This window comes from Amycolatopsis sp. NPDC049691, from assembly GCF_040675005.1.
GTDB lineage: Bacteria > Actinomycetota > Actinomycetes > Mycobacteriales > Pseudonocardiaceae > Amycolatopsis.
The window spans coordinates 515,384-531,519 of sequence record NZ_JBFANX010000004.1 but is presented as its reverse complement, the minus strand read 5'-3'; the positions used below and the strand labels follow the sequence as shown (position 1 = coordinate 531,519).

The following is a 16,136-nucleotide window of genomic DNA, read 5'->3' as shown; positions in this document are numbered from 1 at the left end:
AAGATGCAGGGCCCGATCGGCATGTCCGAGGAGAAGGACAGCGCCCAGATGGCGGCCGAGCAGGCGATGTTCGACGCCGGCCACCACGCGGGCGGGGTCGAGGACATCTCCGGCGTGCCGCCGCAGATGCAGCCGACGCCGGGCGTGCCGACCCGGATGGGCGCGGTCCGTCGCAAGGACCGGGTCATGGAGATCATGCACCGGCTGCCGGACGCCGCGCAGCAGAGCATCATCGAGTCGCTCTCGCCGGAGGAGCAACGCCACTACGGCGTTTCCAGGTCGGGTCCGGCGCGGCACGCCGCCGTCTTCACCGCGAATGCGACGGCGTACCAACCCGCGCAAGGAGACCTGCGGTGAGTACAGCGCAGAACAAAGTGCCGATTCCCGGCGTCGCCGCGCTCCGGCAGCTGGGGCATTTCTTCGCGTTCGCGCTCGAGGTGCTGCGGTTCCTGCCGCGTCGGCCGTTCCAGTTGCGGGAGTTCATCCACCAGACCTGGTTCATCGCGAGCGTGACGCTCTTGCCGTCGCTCATGGTCGCGGTGCCGTTCGGCGCGATCATCGCCCTGCAGCTCGGAACGCTGACCACTCAGTTGGGCGCGCAGTCGTTCACCGGTGCCGCAGCCGTGCTGGGCATCGTGCAGCAGGCGGCGCCCGTGGTCACGGCCTTGCTGATCGCGGGCGCCGGCGGCTCGGCCGTGTGCGCCGATCTCGGCTCGCGCACGATCCGCGAGGAGATCGACGCGATGAAGGTATTGGGAGTATCGCCGATCCAGCGCCTGGTCGTGCCGCGATTCTTCGCCGCGGTGGTGGTGGCCGTCGCGCTCAACGGTCTGGTCAGCGTGGTCGGTGTGCTCGGGGGCTACACGTTCAACGTCCTGCTGCAGGGCGGCACCCCAGGTGCCTACCTGGCGAGCTTCAACGCCCTGGCCCAGTTGCCGGATCTGTGGATCAGCGAAATCAAGGCTGTCCTCTTCGGAGCGATCGCGGCGCTGGTGGCCGCGTACCGGGGCATGAATCCGAAAGGCGGCCCCAAAGGGGTCGGAGACGTGGTGAACCAGTCGGTGGTGATCACGTTCCTGCTGCTCTTCCTGGTCAACTTCGTGCTGACCGCGCTCTACCTGCAAATCGTTCCGGCCAAGGGAAGCTGACATGAGCGTGTCGACCATGGCGCGCAAGATGTCGCGCCGCCCCATCGAATTGCTCGACGACTACGGCGCGCAGATGACGTTCTACGCGAAATCGATCGCGTGGACGCCGCGCACCGTTCGACGGTACCTGAAGGAAACGGTCCGCCTCCTCGGTGAGGTCAGTTTCGGCAGCGGCGCGCTCGCTGTGATCGGCGGCACCGTCGGGGTGATGGTCGGGATGACCATCTTCGTCGGGACCGTCGTCGGGCTCCAGGGATACGCGGCACTGAACCAGATCGGTGCCGCGGCGTTCTCCGGGTTCATCTCGGCGTTCTTCAACACGCGTGAGGCGGCACCCCTGATCTCGGCGCTGGCCCTGTCGGCGACCGTCGGGTGCGGATTCACCGCACAGCTGGGGGCCATGCGGATCTCGGAAGAGATCGACGCGCTCGAGGTCATGGGGGTGCCGAGCGTGCCGTACCTCGTCACGACCCGGCTGCTTGCCGCGTTCGCGGCCGTCGTGCCGCTCTATGTACTGGGGCTGCTGTCGTCGTTCGTGGCGTCCCGGGCCATCACCGTCTACTTCTACGGGCAGTCGGGTGGGACGTACGACCACTACTTCAGTCTTTTCCTGCCCCCTGGCGACGTGCTCTACTCGTTCGGGAAGGTCCTTGTCTTCAGCGTGGTCGTCGTCCTCTCGCACTGCTACTACGGTTACCACGCTTCGGGTGGACCCGCCGGCGTCGGCGTGGCCGTGGGCCGGGCCGTCCGGGGATCGATCGTGGCGATCGTCGTCATGGACTTCTTCCTCAGCCTCGCGATCTGGGGCACCACCACGACGGTGAGGATCGCAGGATGACCCGGTCGAAAGTCGCGCGCACCCGGGTCGTCGGACTGAGCTACCTGCTCGTCGTCGCCGGCTTCATCTGGCTGACGGTCTCGATCTACCAGGGCAGGTTCACCGAATTCGTCGGAGTCCGGTTGCTCATCGACCGCGTGGGCAACCAGCTGGAGAAGAACTCCGACGTGAAGTACAAGGGCGTCTTCGTCGGCACGGTCAAGCAGATCAGCACCCGCGGGGACGGCGCCGTCGTCGACCTCGGCCTGGTGCCCGGGCTCGCCGCGGAGATTCCTCAGGGCGTCTCCGCGCGGCTGCTGCCCAAGACCCTGTTCGGGGAGCGCTACGTGAACCTCGTCGATCCGCCGACGGCCGGTGGCCGGGGCATCGCCGACGGCACGACGATCCCGCAGGACCACAGTTCTCAGGCCGTCGAGCTCAACGAGATCCTCGACAACCTGATGCCGGTACTGACCGCGATCAAACCCGAAAAGCTGTCAATGGCGCTGACGTCGATCGCCCAGGCACTGACGACGGCCGGCGGCGAAAACATCGGCACGACAATCGTGTCCCTGGACACGTACCTGGACGGCATCGAGCCCTCGATCCCAGCTTTGAAGAACGACCTCCAAATGCTCCCGAAGCTGCTGCAGACCTACCAGAAGGCCGCTCCGGACCTCGTCGATGCTCTGGACACCTTGACGACTACGACCGGGACGCTGGCCGGCTACCGCGAACACCTCGCGGCGATCTTCGGCACGGTGCGCACCGGTGCCGCGGACCTCTCGTCCTTCCTGGAAGTGAACAAGAGCAACCTGATCTCCCTGAGCGCCTCGTTGGCCGGGAACCTCGGCATCCTCGCCCGCTACTCGCCCGAGTTCCCGTGCCTTTTCCGGCAGCTGTCCTCCCTCGCGCCGCGAATCGACCGGGCATTCGGCAAGGGACAGGCCGACCCGCATCAGCTGCACGTCTCGATCTCCGTCGGAACCACGCGGGGCAAATACGTTCCTGGACGAGATGAGCCACGATTCGACGACGACCGGGGCCCGCGGTGCTACCCGTACGTCTCACCCGGACGAACCTCGCAGTACCCCGCCGACGGGCCGCTGCGTGACGGCAGCAAGCAACCTCCCGCCCCGGCCGACCCGTCGCAAGGCCTCGGCTCACTCCTCGACGGCGCACTTCCGATTCCCGTCGGCGGCGGGAGCAGTCCGGGCTCCACGACGGCCTCGGTACCCAACTCACCGGCCGACCGCGCGCTGATCCGGGGACTCGCCGGCGCGTCGGGCGGGATGGCACCGGAATCCGTGCCCGACTGGAGCTCGTACCTGGTGGGGCCGGTGTACCGCGGTGCGGAGGTGAGCGCGTCGTGAGGGGACTCGTTACGCCCATCGTCAAACTGATCGTGTTCTTCGCGGTCACCATCGTCGCGACGGCGGCACTGGCCTTCGCGATCTCGAACAGCACACTGGGTTCGAAATCCGACTACGCCGCGGTCTTCAGCGACGTGACCGCACTCAACGCCGGCGACGACATCCGCATCGCAGGCGTCAAGGTCGGCGAGGTCGACTCGATCGAATTCGCCGAGCGCCAGCAGGCGAAGGTGTCGTTCACCGTCGACTCGGGGATCCCCCTGCCCGCGTCGGTGACCGCGGTCATCCGGTACCGGAACCTGGTCAACCAGCGTTTCATCGAGCTGGACGGCCAGCCGCAGCCCGGTGGGCCCGCCCTGCCGAAGGGGGCGACCATCCCGCTCGAACGCACCAAGCCGGCGTTGAACCTGACCGTCTTGTTCAACGGTTTCCAGCCGCTCTTCCAGGGCCTGCAGCCGGCCGAGGTCAACCAGCTGACCGGCGAGATCATCCAGGTGCTGCAGGGCGAAGGCGGTTCCATCGACGAGCTGCTGCAACACACCGGGTCGCTTACGACGAGCGTCGCGGAGAAAGACCGCGCGATCGGCCAGGTGATCACGAATCTGAACACCGTCCTCGACGAGGTCAACGGGCACGACGGACAGCTGAGCAGCCTGATCAGCACACTGCAGCAGCTGGTCAGCGGGCTGGCAGCGGACAGGAAGCCGATCGGAGACGCCATCGGCGGCCTCGGCGGCCTTGCCGACACCGTGCAGAGCCTGCTGGCCGACGGACGCGAGCCGCTGCGGCAGGACATCGCCGGCCTCGGCTCACTCGCGAAGGGCCTGGACGACAGCTCGGCGACGATCCAGCACTTCCTCGACTTCTACCCGAAGAAGGCTGCGACGATCACCCGAGCAGCCTCGTACGGGTCGTGGTTCGCCTTCTACCTGTGCAACCTCAACGGCACAGTCGGCGCACTCGGGGTCAGCCAGAACATCCCGGTGATTCCGGTCCCGGCGTCGCAGGAACCAGCGAGGTGCAAGTGATGAAGTCCTTTCTGGACCGCAACCCGGTGACCATCGGTGTCGTGAGCGTGGCGACCATCGCGGCGCTGCTGGTCACCGCGTACCGCTCGGATGACCTGCCGGTGATCGGTGGCGGCACGACGTACCTGGCCGACTTCACCACGAGCAGCGGTATCAAGCCGGGCGACGAGGTCAGGGTGTCGGGCATCAAGGTCGGCAAGGTGACCGACGTCGGGCTCGAGAACGACCACGTCTCGGTCCACTTCAAGGCGAAAGGTGCCTGGATCGGAGACCAGAGCAGGGTGTCGATCGAAATCAAGAACCTGCTCGGCCAGAAATACCTGTCGGTCCTGCCTGCCGGGTCCCAAGCACTCGACCCGGACGACGTGATCCCGGTGCAGCGGACCTCGTCGCCGCTGGACGTGACCAGCGCACTGAGCGAGACGACCCGCACCGTGCAGGGACTCGACACGGGCCGGCTCGCGCAGAGCCTCAAGACGCTCGATGACGCGTTCAAAGGCGCGCCGGCATACCTGCGCCAGAGCCTGGACGGACTTTCCCAGCTGTCGCAGACGGTTTCCTCCCGTGATGCCGAGCTCGGGAAGCTACTGCAGAACACCGCGCAGATCTCGAAGGTCGTCGCCGACCGGAACGATGACGTCCGGAAGCTGCTGAACGACGGGAACCTGCTGCTGCAGGAGCTGCAGAACCGGGAACAGGCGATCGGCCACCTCCTCAGCTCGGCGCAAGCCTTCGCCACGCAGATCAGCGGACTGGTCAAGGACAACCAGGCCCAGATCCAGCCCGCGCTCGACAACCTCGGCAAGGTGACGCGGCTGCTCGCCGACAACAAGGAAAAGCTCGGGGCCAGCATCGCCGGTCTCGCACCCTACATCCGGCTGTTCACGAACCTCGTCGGCAACGGGCACTGGTTCGACGCCTACGTCTGCGGGCTCCTGCCGCCGACCGTCGACCTCGGGTTCCTGGCTGTCAACGGATCCGGTTGCCTGGGCGACAGCAGCGCGGTCACCACCCCGCAAGGGAGCAAGTGATGGCAATTCTGCGATGGGGACACGGTCGGCTGACCCGGGTGATAGCCGTCGTGTGCGTGGTTGCGCTCGTGGTCGCCGGCGCGCTGTGGTGGCTGTTGCGTGACGACGGCGCCACCAAGCTCACCGCCTACTTCACCCAAGCGATCGGGGTCTACCCCGGGTCGAAGGTGACGGTCCTCGGCGTCGACGTCGGAAAAGTCGACCAGGTGACGCCCGGGCACGGCAACGTCGAAGTCGTCCTGTCCGTTGACCGGTCGGTGGCCGTACCCGCGGGAGTCCGCGCCGTCATCGTCACCCCGACCCTGGTCTCCGACCGCTACGTCGAGCTGACGCCGGTGTTCACCGGAGGACCACAAGCCGTCAGCGGCACCGTGATTCCCCAGCAGCGAACGAACGTCCCGGTGGAACTCGACGAGCTGTACTCGAGCTTGGAGCAGGTCAGCAAGGCACTCGGCCCCGACGGTGCCAACAAGAACGGCGACCTGTCCAACCTGATCAACACCGGCGCCAAGGTGCTCGACGGAAACGGGGAGAAGCTGCACCAGACCATGGGTGACCTGGCCAAGCTGGCGGAGACGCTCACGAGCCATCAGGACGACCTCTTCGGCACGGTCGACAACCTGAACAAGTTCACCAAAACCCTGCACGACAGCGACGACCAGATTCGGTCCTTCGCCTCCCGGCTCAACGATGTGAGCGGCTACCTCGCCGGGCAGGGCGACAACCTCGATGCCGCGCTGGCTCAGCTGTCGGCGTCACTGTCGGAGCTGACGAAGTTCGTGCGGGACAATCGCGACCGGATCAAGGGCAACGTCGGCAGTCTGCAACAGGTGACGCAGACGCTCGTCGACCAGCGTGGTTCTCTTGCCGAGATCCTCGATGTCGCACCGATCGGCGTATCGAACTACGTCGACCTCTATGACCAGTCGACGGGTGGCCTGACCGCCCGGCTGTCGCTCAACGAGCTCGCCAACCCGCCCGTGCTCGCGGTGTGCAAACTGCTGAAGAACACCTTCAGCACACTGATGTCCGACACGATCGCCAAGACCTGTGGCCAGGCGCAACCTGTCCTTGACGGCGCCGTCAAACTGCCGACTCCGGCACAGATCCTGGCAGGTCTTCAGGACGGCAGTGTCCCCGCGCTGTTCCCGATGGCCGGGCTGCCCTCAAAGCCGGGAGGGAACTGATGCGTCGATCCCGCTGGCTGCTGGCCGTGGTGCTCACCGGCACCCTCCTCCTGAGCGCGTGCTCCGGCAGCGTCTACGACCTTCCCCTACCCGGTGGAGCCGATCTGGGCGACCATCCCTACGAGGTCACCGTCGAACTGGCGAACGCCCTCGACCTCGTCCCCAACAACGGCGTCCGGGTCAACGACGTGCCCGTCGGCAAGGTCACTCAGGTCGCCTTGTCGCCGGACTGGACCGCGCGGGTGACCGTCAAGCTCAACGGAGACGTCCGCCTCCCCGGGAACGCCGGTGCGCGGCTGACGCAGACCAGCCTGCTGGGGGAGAAGTTTGTGGAGCTCGCGGCTCCGGCCGATCAGCGCCCGACCGGCCGGTTGGCGCCAGGCGCGACGATCCCGCTCAACCGGACTGCGCGCAACCCCGAGGTCGAGGAAATCCTCGGGACGCTGTCGTTGTTGCTCAACGGCGGTGGCGTGCAGCAGGTCCACTCGATCGCGAAAGAACTGAACACGGCCCTCTCGGGCAACGAGGATGCCGCCCGAGGTGTCCTCGGCAAGCTCGCGAGCCTGACCGCCGAGCTCGACTCGCAGAAGGAAAACATCCGCAAGTCGATCGACGGCCTGGCCACCTTGAGCGGCAGCTTGGCCGGTCAGCACAAACAGATCGACAACGCCCTGGTCAACATCCAGCCCGGGGTGCAGGTCCTGGTCGACCAGCGAGGACAGCTCGTCGACATGCTGACCGCCCTCGACCACCTTTCCGAGGTCGCGACCGACACGCTCGGAAAGAGCAAGGACGACCTCGTGCAGGATCTGCGCTCGCTGACCCCGACGCTGCAGAAGCTCGCCGAGGCCGGCAGCGGGGTACCGGAGTCGTTGCAGGTCCTCGGCACCTTTCCGTTCACCGACTACGGGTTGTCGGTCTTCCACGGCGACTACGGCAACCTGAACGCGACCCTGAACCTCGACATCAAAGACATTCTCAACAGCCTGACCACGACCGACAACCCGCTGATCAACCTCCTCGGCCTGCCGGTCAAGTTGCCGAACACGACGGGGACGACCGGTCGGACGCCGCAGGTACCCGTTGCCGGTCTGCCCGGATCTCCGCCGGTGCCCGCGCCACCAGCCGCGCAGAATCCTGCCGGCGGCGTCAACGGTCTGCTCAACTCGCTGCTCGGAGGTCGACGACCGTGATTTCCCGCAGGACGAGGATCCAAGTGATCGCCTTCGTGCTCATCGCGCTCGCCGGTGTCGCCTACACCGGGTTCCGGTACGCCGGCATCGACAAGCTGTTCGGAGCACACGGAATTCGCGTCAGCGTACAGATGGACGACACCGGCGGCATCTTTCCCGACGCGGACGTCACTTACCGCGGAGTGACGGTCGGCAAGGTCACCGACGTCAGACTGGGTGGGCAGGGCACAGAGGTGCTGCTCGACATCAACCCCGACGGGCCCAAGGTGCCCGGCGACGTGGACGTCGTCGTCGCCAACCGCTCGGCGGTCGGCGAGCAGTACGTCAACCTGCTGCCGCGCGGCTCCGGCGGGCCTGACCTCGCGGACGGTGCATCGATCGCGGCCAAGAACACCAAGGTGCCGCCCGCGCTGGACTCGCTGCTCTACAACGTCAACAACCTGGTCGCCAGCGTTCCCCAGCAGTCATTGGAGACACTGATCGACGAACTCGGCAAGGGGTTCGCCGACTCCGGTCCCGACCTGGCGCGGCTCTTGACGTCCGCCGACTCCCTGGTGGATGAAGCAAACCAACACCTGCCCCAGACCACGAACCTGATCGAGGACGCACAGCAGGTCCTGGCCACGCAGAACGCCGCGTCCGCGGACATCACCGGGTTCAGCGCCAACCTCAAGAACCTCTCGGCTGCTCTGCGCACAGCGGACCCTCACCTTCGCGCCACACTGGACTCGGCCCCGGCCGCCGCCGGAGAGGTCTCCTCGTTGCTCGCGGAGTCGGGAAGCGGTCTGAGCAGTGTCCTCGCAAACCTCCTGACGACTTCCCAGGTCCTCGAGCCGCGTTCGGCGAATCTCAAGCAGTTGCTCGTCGGGCTGCCGATGCTGAGCACCATCACGGACACGGTCCTGCGACCGGACGGGAAGGTCGCCTTCGGTCTGGCGCTGAACTTCTTCGACCCCATGCCCTGCGTAAAGGGGTACGAGGGCACAGCGCGGCGCAGCGGCGCGGACGACACGCCGATCGCGACGAACGTCAACGCCTACTGCGCCGAACCTCCAGGAAGCCCGACCAACGTCCGCGGCTCGGCCAACGGGCCGTTCCCGGGAGCGCCGGTCGCCGCGGCATCGCCGGGCACCTCGGCTCTGTCGGGTGCACTGCCGGGAGTGTTGTCGGCGGCCGGTACGAGCCGGCCGCAGACGCTCCCCGGCCTGTTGTGGCTGACCGGGCGATGACTTCGGGGCCGATCGCCGAACCGGTGAAGGGAGAAATCATGGATCACAAAGCCGTGTCCGGCCTCCGAGCGCTGACCGCTCGTGCCAGGGCATCGGTGACCGGCAGTTTCCAGGGCGGTCTCCGCAGCGTCACGACACTGGTGGTCCTGCTGGCCACCGCCGCCGTGATCGCGGCGGGTGCGACGGGGTGGCGTTGGTGGAGCGAGACCAACAGCGCTGCCGCGGATACCTCGCGACTTCGCGAGACCGTGCTCGCCTCGGCGATTCCCGCGATCTCGGCGTTCAACACCCTCGACTTCCACGATTCGAAGAAAGGCCTCGACGCCTGGCAGAACGCTGCGACCGGCAAGCTGCTCGACGACGTCAAGGCGAGCCGGGAGACGAGTGCGAAGGCGATAGAAGGCGCCAAGACGTCAACGTCGGCCAAGGTGCTCACCGCGGCCGTGACCGACCTCGACGGACCGGCCGGAACCGCCACGGTGATGGCCGTCGTCGAGATCACCACCGCGGTCGAAGGCCAGCAACCGACGACCAAGCGCAATCGGTACCTGGCGAACGTCACCAGCACGGACGGCGGCTGGAAGCTCTCCGGCCTCCAGCCGGTCGTCATCGGCGTCTAGCCGTCGCGAGGAAGGAACAGGGAATGCCCGACCCCAGCCGCCAGAACGTCGCCCTTGCGCCGACACGAGGACGCGCCAACTCCACCGCCGGCATCCGCAAACCTTCTCCGGTGCCGAGGAACGACACCGGCTCGGCCGTGGCTGTCGACGAGATCGACGGCGAGCCGACGGTCGAAGAGCCGCTGGACACGGCCCCTCCTCGCCGATCGAAGCTGGTGACCAAGCTCGTCGCGTCGCTTGTCGTGCTGGTCGTCTGTGCCGGCGCGACGGCGTGGTTCACGTGGAAGACGAACACCGCGCTGAGCACCAGTCCGTTGTCGAACACCGCCCTGTCCGACGCCGCCGGCAGCACCGAGGTCATCGGCCAGGCCACCCAGGCGGTCGAACAGGTCTTTTCTTACACCTACACCGATCTGCCCAAGACCGAACGAGCCATGAACTCGTGGCTGACCGGGCGGGCCGTCGAGCAGTACCAGGCGCTGTACGGACAGTTGAAGACGCAGGCCGCGCAACAGAAACTCACGCTGCAGACCACCGTCCGCACCATCGGCGTCGTCTCCCTGCAAGGAGATCGCGCGGAGCTGCTGGCCTTCCTCGACCAGCGGGCGGTCCGCGAAGGGACCGCGACACCCAGCACGGGCGGTGGGCAGTTGAAGATCGTCGCCGAGCGCGCCGGTGGGACGTGGAAGGTGAGCGACTTTGGGACACTCTGACGCGGTGCCGGCCGGGCCCGGCGCGGAGGTGGTGGGCGGTGCGGTCCAGCAGGGGAGCTTCGCCGACATCTACCGCAGCTATTACGGCGCGGTCTACGGGTACTTGCGGGTCCGCACCCGGGACCCCGAGCTGTCCGAGGACCTGGCCAGTGAGACCTTCGTGCGTGCGCTGAGTGCCATCCGCACCTACGTGGCCCGTGATCGGCCGATCCGGGCGTGGCTGTTCACGATCGCCCGGAACCTGTTGAGGGACGAGCTGAAGTGCGCGCGAAGGCGCCACTGCACCACCAGCGCCGACCCCTACGACGACACCCGGGCCGTGGCCATGTCGCCGGACCCCGCGGACCTGGCCTGGTCGGCACACGTGCGCCGGCTTCTCCGGACCCGCATCGCCGAACTCGACGCCGACCAGGCACGGTGCCTCACCCTGCGATTCTTCGAGGAACACAGCATTGATGAAACGTCAGCCGAGATGAACCGCACTTCCGGAGCCGTGAAGCAGCTGCAGAACCGAAGCGTGAAGAGACTCCGTGACCTCATCACGACCGGTTCCTTCTGCTGAACCCGCGACGTAGGTCAACTCGACGAGAGCCCGGCAGTGGCCTCGGAGCCCCATGGAGGAGAACATGTATCCCGGAACGCATGCGCGGAAGAATCCGGACAAGCCGGCAGTTGTCGTCGCGGAGACGGGGTTCATCCGGACCTACGGCGAGCTCGAGGAGAACTCGGCACGGTTGGCGAGGGTGCTCGCCGACGCCGGTCTCCGCCGGGGCGACGTCGTCGCGTTCCTCTCGGACAACCGGGTCGAGTGCTTCGACGTCTATTGGGCCGCGATGAGGTCGGGGCTGTACGTCACGGCGATCAACCGGCACCTGGCGCCGGATGAGGTCGCCTACATCATCGACGACAGCGGCGCCCGGGCACTGTTCGCGTCCGGGGCCTTGCGGGAGCTGGCAGAGCAGGTGGCCGGTCGCACGCCCGGAGTCGTCCGGCGGATCGCTTTCGGGGGGCCGATAGCCGGATACCAGGACTACGAGGAAGCATTGGCGGGAGCCGGTCCTCGCCTGCAGGAGCAACCGCGCGGAGCGGACATGCTCTATTCCTCGGGCACCACGGGAAAGCCGAAAGGAATCAAGCCTCCCCTTCCGCAGCGTTCGGTCGAAGAGCCGGGCGACCCCATCGTGGGCATGCTCCGGAGTGTGTACGGAATCGCCAGCGACGACGTCTACCTGTCGCCGGCACCCGTTTATCACGCCGCACCGTTGCGCTGGTGCGGTGTCATGCACTCGCTCGGCGCCATGGTCGTCATGATGGAGCGGTTCGAACCGGAAGAGTTTCTGCGGGCGGCCGAACGGTACTCGGTCACCGTGACCCAGGTGGTGCCCACGATGTTCGTGCGCATGCTGAAACTCCCGCCGGAAGTGCGGGCGGGTTTCGACCTCTCGGCGCTCAAGCTCGCAGTGCACGCGGCGGCGCCCTGTCCGCCACAGGTGAAGCGGGAGATGATCGGCTGGTGGGGGCCGATCATCCACGAGTACTACGGCTCCACCGAGGCGAACGGCATGACGTTCATCGACAGCGACCAGTGGCTCGCCAAGCCCGGGTCGGTCGGCCGCAGCGCCCTCGGAACGATCCGCATCTGCGACGAATCCGGGCGCGAGGTGCCGACCGGGGAACCGGGGCTCGTCTACTTCGAACGTGAAGAACTGCCGTTCGAGTACCACAACGATCCGGGCCGGACGAAGGAAGCCCAGCACCCCGATCATCCAGCCTGGACCACCGTCGGCGACGTCGGCCACGTAGACGAGGAAGGATTCTTGTTCCTCGCCGACCGCAAGGACTTCATGATCATTTCCGGCGGGGTCAACATCTACCCGCGCGAGATCGAAGACACGCTCGCACTGCACCCCAAGGTCGGTGACGTCGCGGTCATCGGAGTACCCGATCCGGAGATGGGGGAGCGGGTGAAGGCCGTCGTCCAGCTGGCGGTGGGGGTGCCGGCCGGTGATGACGTCGCTCAGGAGCTGATCGGGTTCGTGCGTGAGCGAATCGCCCACTACAAGACACCGCGGAGCGTCTCGTTCGTGGACGAACTCCCGCGCACACCGACGGGCAAGCTGCTCAAGCGGCAGCTCAAACACCAGTTCGCCACCAGTACGGAGGGCGCGTGACCATGAGCGTGGATACCGGAAAAGCCGCATCGGTGGCGGAGATCGCGCAGCGGCTGCGCACCACGTTCGCGACTGGCCGGACGCGCCCGTTGGCCTGGCGCAAGACCCAGCTGGCCGGGCTCGAGCGGTTGCTGACCGAACAGGAGGAGGCGATCGCCGCGGCTCTCGCCGAGGACCTCGGCCGGTCGGCCGCGGAGGCGTTCATCGGCGACATCGCCTCCACGAAGGCGGAGGCGGCCTTCGCGCGCCGGAAGCTGGGCCGCTGGGCCAAGCGCCGGCGTACGTCCGTTCCGCTCACAGTGATGCCCGGGCGCGGCTGGTACCAGTTCGAGCCGCTGGGTGTGGTTCTCGTGATCGGGCCCTGGAACTACCCGGTCTACCTCACTCTCGGACCTCTGGTCGGTGCGCTGGCGGCCGGTAACTGCGCGGTCGTCAAGCCGTCGGAGCACGCACCCCGGACGTCGGCGCTGCTTGCCGAGCAGCTGCCCAGGTACCTCGACCCGGACACCGTCGCTGTGGTCGAGGGTGACGCGGACGTGACGCAGAGCTTGCTCGCCGAGGGGCTGGACCACGCTTTCTTCACCGGCGGGACGGAGATCGGCAAAAAAGTCATGGCGGCTGCCGCGAAGCACCTCACACCCGTCACCCTCGAGCTCGGAGGCAAGAGCCCGGTCATCGTGACCGCGAAGGCCGACATCGAAGTCGCTGCCCGCCGGATCGCCTGGATGAAGCTGCTGAACTCAGGGCAGACGTGTATCGCCCCGGACTACGTGCTGGTCGAACATTCCGTGCGCGATCAGTTCCTCGACCTGCTGCGCGCGGCGGTGAGCACCTTCCGGCAGGGCTCCTCACCGGGCATGAGGATCGTGAACGAGCGCCAGTTCGGCCGGCTGCGCGGGCTGATCGACGGTGCCGGCGGTGAGGTCGTTCTGGGAGGCCGGGCCGACGCCGGCGAGCTGAGCATCGAGCCGACTGTCGTCGTCGACCCCGATCCGGGGTCGCCGCTGATGAGCGAGGAGATCTTCGGCCCGGTACTGCCGGTGCTGACGACCTCGTCGGTCTCCGACGCCATCGCGTTCGTCAACGCCCGGCCGAAGCCGCTCGCGATCTACCTGTTCAGCGGTGACAAGGGTGAGCGGGGAGCTGTGCTCGGCGGGACGAGCTCGGGCGGGGTGGTGATCAACCACCTCGCGTTCCACTGCATGACGCCACAGCTGCCGTTCGGTGGGGTCGGCGACAGTGGAATGGGGAGTTACCACGGCAAGTGGGGCTTCGAGGCATTCAGTCACAAGAAGGCCGTGGTGGCCAAACCGGCCCGTCCGGACATCGCATTGCTGTACCCCCCGTACACGCCCGCGAAGATGCGGGCGATCCGGCGATTCTTCTGAGGAGGAGAAATGGAAATCGAGCTGGATCGCGCCAAGTGCACGGGCCTGGGGATTTGTGAGTCCCTGGCTCCTGACGTGTTCGAGGTCGACGAAAGCGGTGAGCTCGCGGTGATGTCCTGGACCGTTCCGCAAGGGCAGGAGGCCGACGTCGAAGCCGCTGTAGCGGGGTGCCCGACCGAAGCGCTCAAACTGCGGCCGTGACTCACGTCGGGGCTGATGTGCGCTGCGGGCCGAGGATGGCCAGGGCCAAGGCGCGAAGTTCCGCCCCGATGAGTGGCCGACGGTGGAAAGGGCCCAGGCGGACCAGGTCGTCGATCACGGTCAGTGCCACCGAGGCGCGGACACGGGCAGCCCGCGGATCGAGGCCGTCCGCTTCACGCTCGAGGACCGTCGTCCATTCCGATACGTGCTCGCGCAGGATTTTCCTGATGCGGTTCGCCGCCTCGTCCGGGAGGTGGAGTGTCTCCGACACGTACAGCCCCACCAGCTTCCGGTTGCGCAGGCAGAAGTCGATGTACTGGCCGACCCGCTGCTCCAACCGGTCTTCGGCGGCCAAGGGATGCTGGGCGCGTTCCTGGCCGAGCCGGTCGACAGCTCGTTCGAAGGCCGCACCGAGAAGGTCGGCCTTGGTCTCGAAATGGTGATAGATGCTGGGCCCGGCAATCCCGATCGCCGCCCCGATGTCGTCGAGACTCACCGCACCGTAGCCGCGCTCGGCGAAGAGCGTGATCGCCGAATCGAGCAGCTCTGCCTGCCGGGAACCGGTCTCGTCCGCCCCCGTGGCCGGTTCCGGGTCTGCGACGGGACCGTTCTCGGGGAGATTCGTGAGAAGGATCGCGTTGGCTGCCGCGGCCACCTCCCCGCCGGCGAAAGTGCGGGGCACGGAATGGGGGAGGGCCGGAGCCGAGAGAGCGGACGTCGCTGCCGTGACGAGCATCCGGGAGTCCTCCAGGGACAGACCGGGCCGGCGCTCGCGCAGCTTCTCCGTGAACGTCGAAATGACCCGGTCGATCTGCCGGGAGGTCTGGGCCCGCAGCTCGGGGACCAGGAAGCGCGCTTCGCGCTGGACGAGCGGCCAGAGGTAGTCGCGGTCCCGCATGAGCTGGGCGACAGCGGTGACGATCTCCTCGAGGGAGTTGTCACTCATCCGCTCCAGGGTCTGCTCGACCGCGTCCAGGCCGGTGGATATCGCCCCGGCGAGCAGGCCCTGCTTGTTACGGAAGTGGCGGTAGAGGGCCGGTGCCGTGACGCCGGCTTCCGCGGCGACTTCGGCGAGCGTGACCCGATGAAAGCCGATTTCCTGGAACCGTCTGGCGGCGACCTCGGCGAGTTGCTCGCGCCGCTGCGCCGCGGTGAGACGCACCCTCGGCGCACTGCCCGATCCAGCCACTGCCTTCCCTTCGCCTTACTCCGGACCTCGCCGCCGGGACGTCCGCTCCATTGTCGCGCGCCGGCACGACCCTGATGAGCCCGGGCACGAAACCTGCAGGACGAAGAGCCTCAGTCAGTGACCTTGGCCGGTTTGCGCGCTCGCGACCGAGTGGTTCTGCGCGAGCTCTCGGCTTCCGCGGCCTCGGGGACGGCCAGGCCGGAGCGCACTATCGACTTCGCGGTGCGGATCACCTGGTCGAGGGTCTCTCGACGGGGGTTCCACCACTCCGCTGCCCAGTTGAGCGCGCCGAGGACCAGCATCCGCGCGGCCCGCGCGTCGAGCTCGGGGCGCAGGGCGCCCTCGCGCCGGGCATCGTCGAAGAGCCGCCGCCAGACGTCGCCGTATCGGTTGGCTTCGGCCTCGTACCGTGCTCGCATGTCGTCCGGGAGCTGGCCGGCGTTGCGGATCGCCGCGGTCGTGTAGTCGGACGTCTCCAGCTGGTATCGGAGGTGGGTTTCCACTGCGATCTCGATCCGGTCCAGGGGGCCGGCGTCCGCGGGCAGGGCGTCGAGCTGCTGCTGCACGTGGTCGGTCATGTTGGCGATGCCCGACCACATGACCTCTTCGATGAGCTCTTCGCGTGACGGGAAGTAGTAGTAGATGGCCGGCGCCTGCAGCTGGGCGACCTCGGCGACGTCGGTCAGGCGCGTGCCGGCGAACCCCTTCCGGCTGAGCACGTGCGCCGCAGCGTCCAGGATGCGTTGACGTGTGCGTGCCGACTTGGCGCCGGACGGAGCTTCGGCACTTGCCGGTTTTTTGGCCACGAGCCGATCCTAACGGCCCTGGCGGCCCGGCACGGCCGGTGG

At 67.2% G+C, this 16,136-nt stretch carries 16 protein-coding genes and 1 pseudogene; 15 read left to right on the top strand and 2 right to left on the bottom strand.

What is annotated here, in order from left to right; translation table 11 throughout:
* From AB0J40_RS12495 to AB0J40_RS12425, 15 genes and pseudogenes are all read left to right on the top strand, one after another.
* A pseudogene (locus tag AB0J40_RS12495) lies at positions 1-357 on the top strand (ABC transporter ATP-binding protein); the annotation flags it as partial.
* A complete protein-coding gene (locus AB0J40_RS12490; RefSeq protein ID WP_364451338.1) occupies positions 354-1,148 on the top strand; it encodes an ABC transporter permease in 795 nt (264 codons plus the stop codon). The pseudogene AB0J40_RS12495 and the gene AB0J40_RS12490, both read left to right, overlap by 4 nt.
* A 1-nt stretch (position 1,149) precedes the next feature.
* Positions 1,150-1,986, top strand: a complete 837-nt coding sequence (locus tag AB0J40_RS12485) for an ABC transporter permease (RefSeq protein ID WP_364451335.1) — start codon at positions 1,150-1,152, stop codon at positions 1,984-1,986.
* Positions 1,983-3,338 carry an MCE family protein gene (locus tag AB0J40_RS12480; RefSeq protein WP_364451332.1) on the top strand — a complete coding sequence of 452 codons (1,356 nt, stop codon included), beginning with the start codon at positions 1,983-1,985 and terminating at the stop codon, positions 3,336-3,338. Before AB0J40_RS12485 ends, AB0J40_RS12480 begins: the two co-directional genes overlap by 4 nt.
* Positions 3,335-4,366 carry an MCE family protein gene (locus tag AB0J40_RS12475; RefSeq protein WP_364451330.1) on the top strand — a complete coding sequence of 344 codons (1,032 nt, stop codon included), beginning with the start codon at positions 3,335-3,337 and terminating at the stop codon, positions 4,364-4,366. Before AB0J40_RS12480 ends, AB0J40_RS12475 begins: the two co-directional genes overlap by 4 nt.
* Positions 4,366-5,397 (top strand): MCE family protein, encoded by a 1,032-nt coding sequence (locus AB0J40_RS12470; RefSeq protein WP_364451328.1) that lies wholly within the window; start codon positions 4,366-4,368, stop codon positions 5,395-5,397. Before AB0J40_RS12475 ends, AB0J40_RS12470 begins: the two co-directional genes overlap by 1 nt.
* The gene (locus AB0J40_RS12465; protein WP_364451326.1) at positions 5,397-6,584 is read left to right on the top strand and encodes an MCE family protein; all 1,188 of its coding nucleotides are present in this window, start codon (positions 5,397-5,399) and stop codon (positions 6,582-6,584) included. Before AB0J40_RS12470 ends, AB0J40_RS12465 begins: the two co-directional genes overlap by 1 nt.
* 26 nt (positions 6,585-6,610) lie before the next feature.
* A complete protein-coding gene (locus AB0J40_RS12460) occupies positions 6,611-7,777 on the top strand; it encodes an MCE family protein (protein ID WP_364451323.1) in 1,167 nt (388 codons plus the stop codon).
* Between the two features lie 23 nt (positions 7,778-7,800).
* Positions 7,801-9,006 carry an MlaD family protein gene (locus AB0J40_RS12455; protein WP_364451322.1) on the top strand — a complete coding sequence of 402 codons (1,206 nt, stop codon included), beginning with the start codon at positions 7,801-7,803 and terminating at the stop codon, positions 9,004-9,006.
* A 38-nt stretch (positions 9,007-9,044) separates the two neighbouring features.
* Positions 9,045-9,626, top strand: a complete 582-nt coding sequence (locus AB0J40_RS12450) for a hypothetical protein (RefSeq protein WP_364451319.1) — start codon at positions 9,045-9,047, stop codon at positions 9,624-9,626.
* A gap of 23 nt (positions 9,627-9,649) precedes the next feature.
* A complete protein-coding gene (locus AB0J40_RS12445) occupies positions 9,650-10,339 on the top strand; it encodes a hypothetical protein (RefSeq protein ID WP_364451316.1) in 690 nt (229 codons plus the stop codon).
* A 4-nt stretch (positions 10,340-10,343) separates the two neighbouring features.
* Positions 10,344-10,901: a sigma-70 family RNA polymerase sigma factor gene (locus AB0J40_RS12440; RefSeq protein WP_364451313.1), complete on the top strand. Its 558-nt coding sequence runs from the start codon at positions 10,344-10,346 to the stop codon at positions 10,899-10,901.
* A 64-nt stretch (positions 10,902-10,965) separates the two neighbouring features.
* The gene (locus tag AB0J40_RS12435; RefSeq protein ID WP_364451382.1) at positions 10,966-12,510 is read left to right on the top strand and encodes an acyl-CoA synthetase; all 1,545 of its coding nucleotides are present in this window, start codon (positions 10,966-10,968) and stop codon (positions 12,508-12,510) included.
* 2 nt (positions 12,511-12,512) lie between these two features.
* The gene (locus AB0J40_RS12430) at positions 12,513-13,898 is read left to right on the top strand and encodes an aldehyde dehydrogenase family protein (protein WP_364451380.1); all 1,386 of its coding nucleotides are present in this window, start codon (positions 12,513-12,515) and stop codon (positions 13,896-13,898) included.
* 9 nt (positions 13,899-13,907) lie between these two features.
* The gene (locus AB0J40_RS12425) at positions 13,908-14,099 is read left to right on the top strand and encodes a ferredoxin (RefSeq protein WP_364451310.1); all 192 of its coding nucleotides are present in this window, start codon (positions 13,908-13,910) and stop codon (positions 14,097-14,099) included.
* A gap of 1 nt (position 14,100) precedes the next feature.
* Here AB0J40_RS12425 and AB0J40_RS12420 read toward each other — a convergent pair whose 3' ends face one another.
* Both AB0J40_RS12420 and AB0J40_RS12415 read right to left on the bottom strand, forming a co-directional pair.
* A complete protein-coding gene (locus tag AB0J40_RS12420; RefSeq protein WP_364451308.1) occupies positions 14,101-15,261 on the bottom strand; it encodes a TetR/AcrR family transcriptional regulator in 1,161 nt (386 codons plus the stop codon).
* 137 nt (positions 15,262-15,398) lie between these two features.
* Positions 15,399-16,094 (bottom strand): TetR/AcrR family transcriptional regulator, encoded by a 696-nt coding sequence (locus AB0J40_RS12415; protein WP_364451305.1) that lies wholly within the window; start codon positions 16,092-16,094, stop codon positions 15,399-15,401.
* Between the last annotated feature and the right edge of the window lie 42 nt (positions 16,095-16,136).

Bases quoted from the DNA above. Each gene is read 5' to 3' on its own strand.
- AB0J40_RS12430 (WP_364451380.1), top strand. From the start codon at position 12,513: ATGAGCGTGGATACCGGAAAAGCCGCATCGGTGGCGGAGATCGCGCAG.
- AB0J40_RS12485 (WP_364451335.1), top strand. From the start codon at position 1,150: ATGAGCGTGTCGACCATGGCGCGCAAGATGTCGCGCCGCCCCATCGAA.
- AB0J40_RS12425 (WP_364451310.1), top strand. From the start codon at position 13,908: ATGGAAATCGAGCTGGATCGCGCCAAGTGCACGGGCCTGGGGATTTGT.
- AB0J40_RS12480 (WP_364451332.1), top strand. From the start codon at position 1,983: ATGACCCGGTCGAAAGTCGCGCGCACCCGGGTCGTCGGACTGAGCTAC.
- AB0J40_RS12465 (WP_364451326.1), top strand. From the start codon at position 5,397: ATGGCAATTCTGCGATGGGGACACGGTCGGCTGACCCGGGTGATAGCC.
- AB0J40_RS12470 (WP_364451328.1), top strand. From the start codon at position 4,366: ATGAAGTCCTTTCTGGACCGCAACCCGGTGACCATCGGTGTCGTGAGC.
- AB0J40_RS12445 (WP_364451316.1), top strand. From the start codon at position 9,650: ATGCCCGACCCCAGCCGCCAGAACGTCGCCCTTGCGCCGACACGAGGA.
- AB0J40_RS12450 (WP_364451319.1), top strand. From the start codon at position 9,045: ATGGATCACAAAGCCGTGTCCGGCCTCCGAGCGCTGACCGCTCGTGCC.
- AB0J40_RS12435 (WP_364451382.1), top strand. From the start codon at position 10,966: ATGTATCCCGGAACGCATGCGCGGAAGAATCCGGACAAGCCGGCAGTT.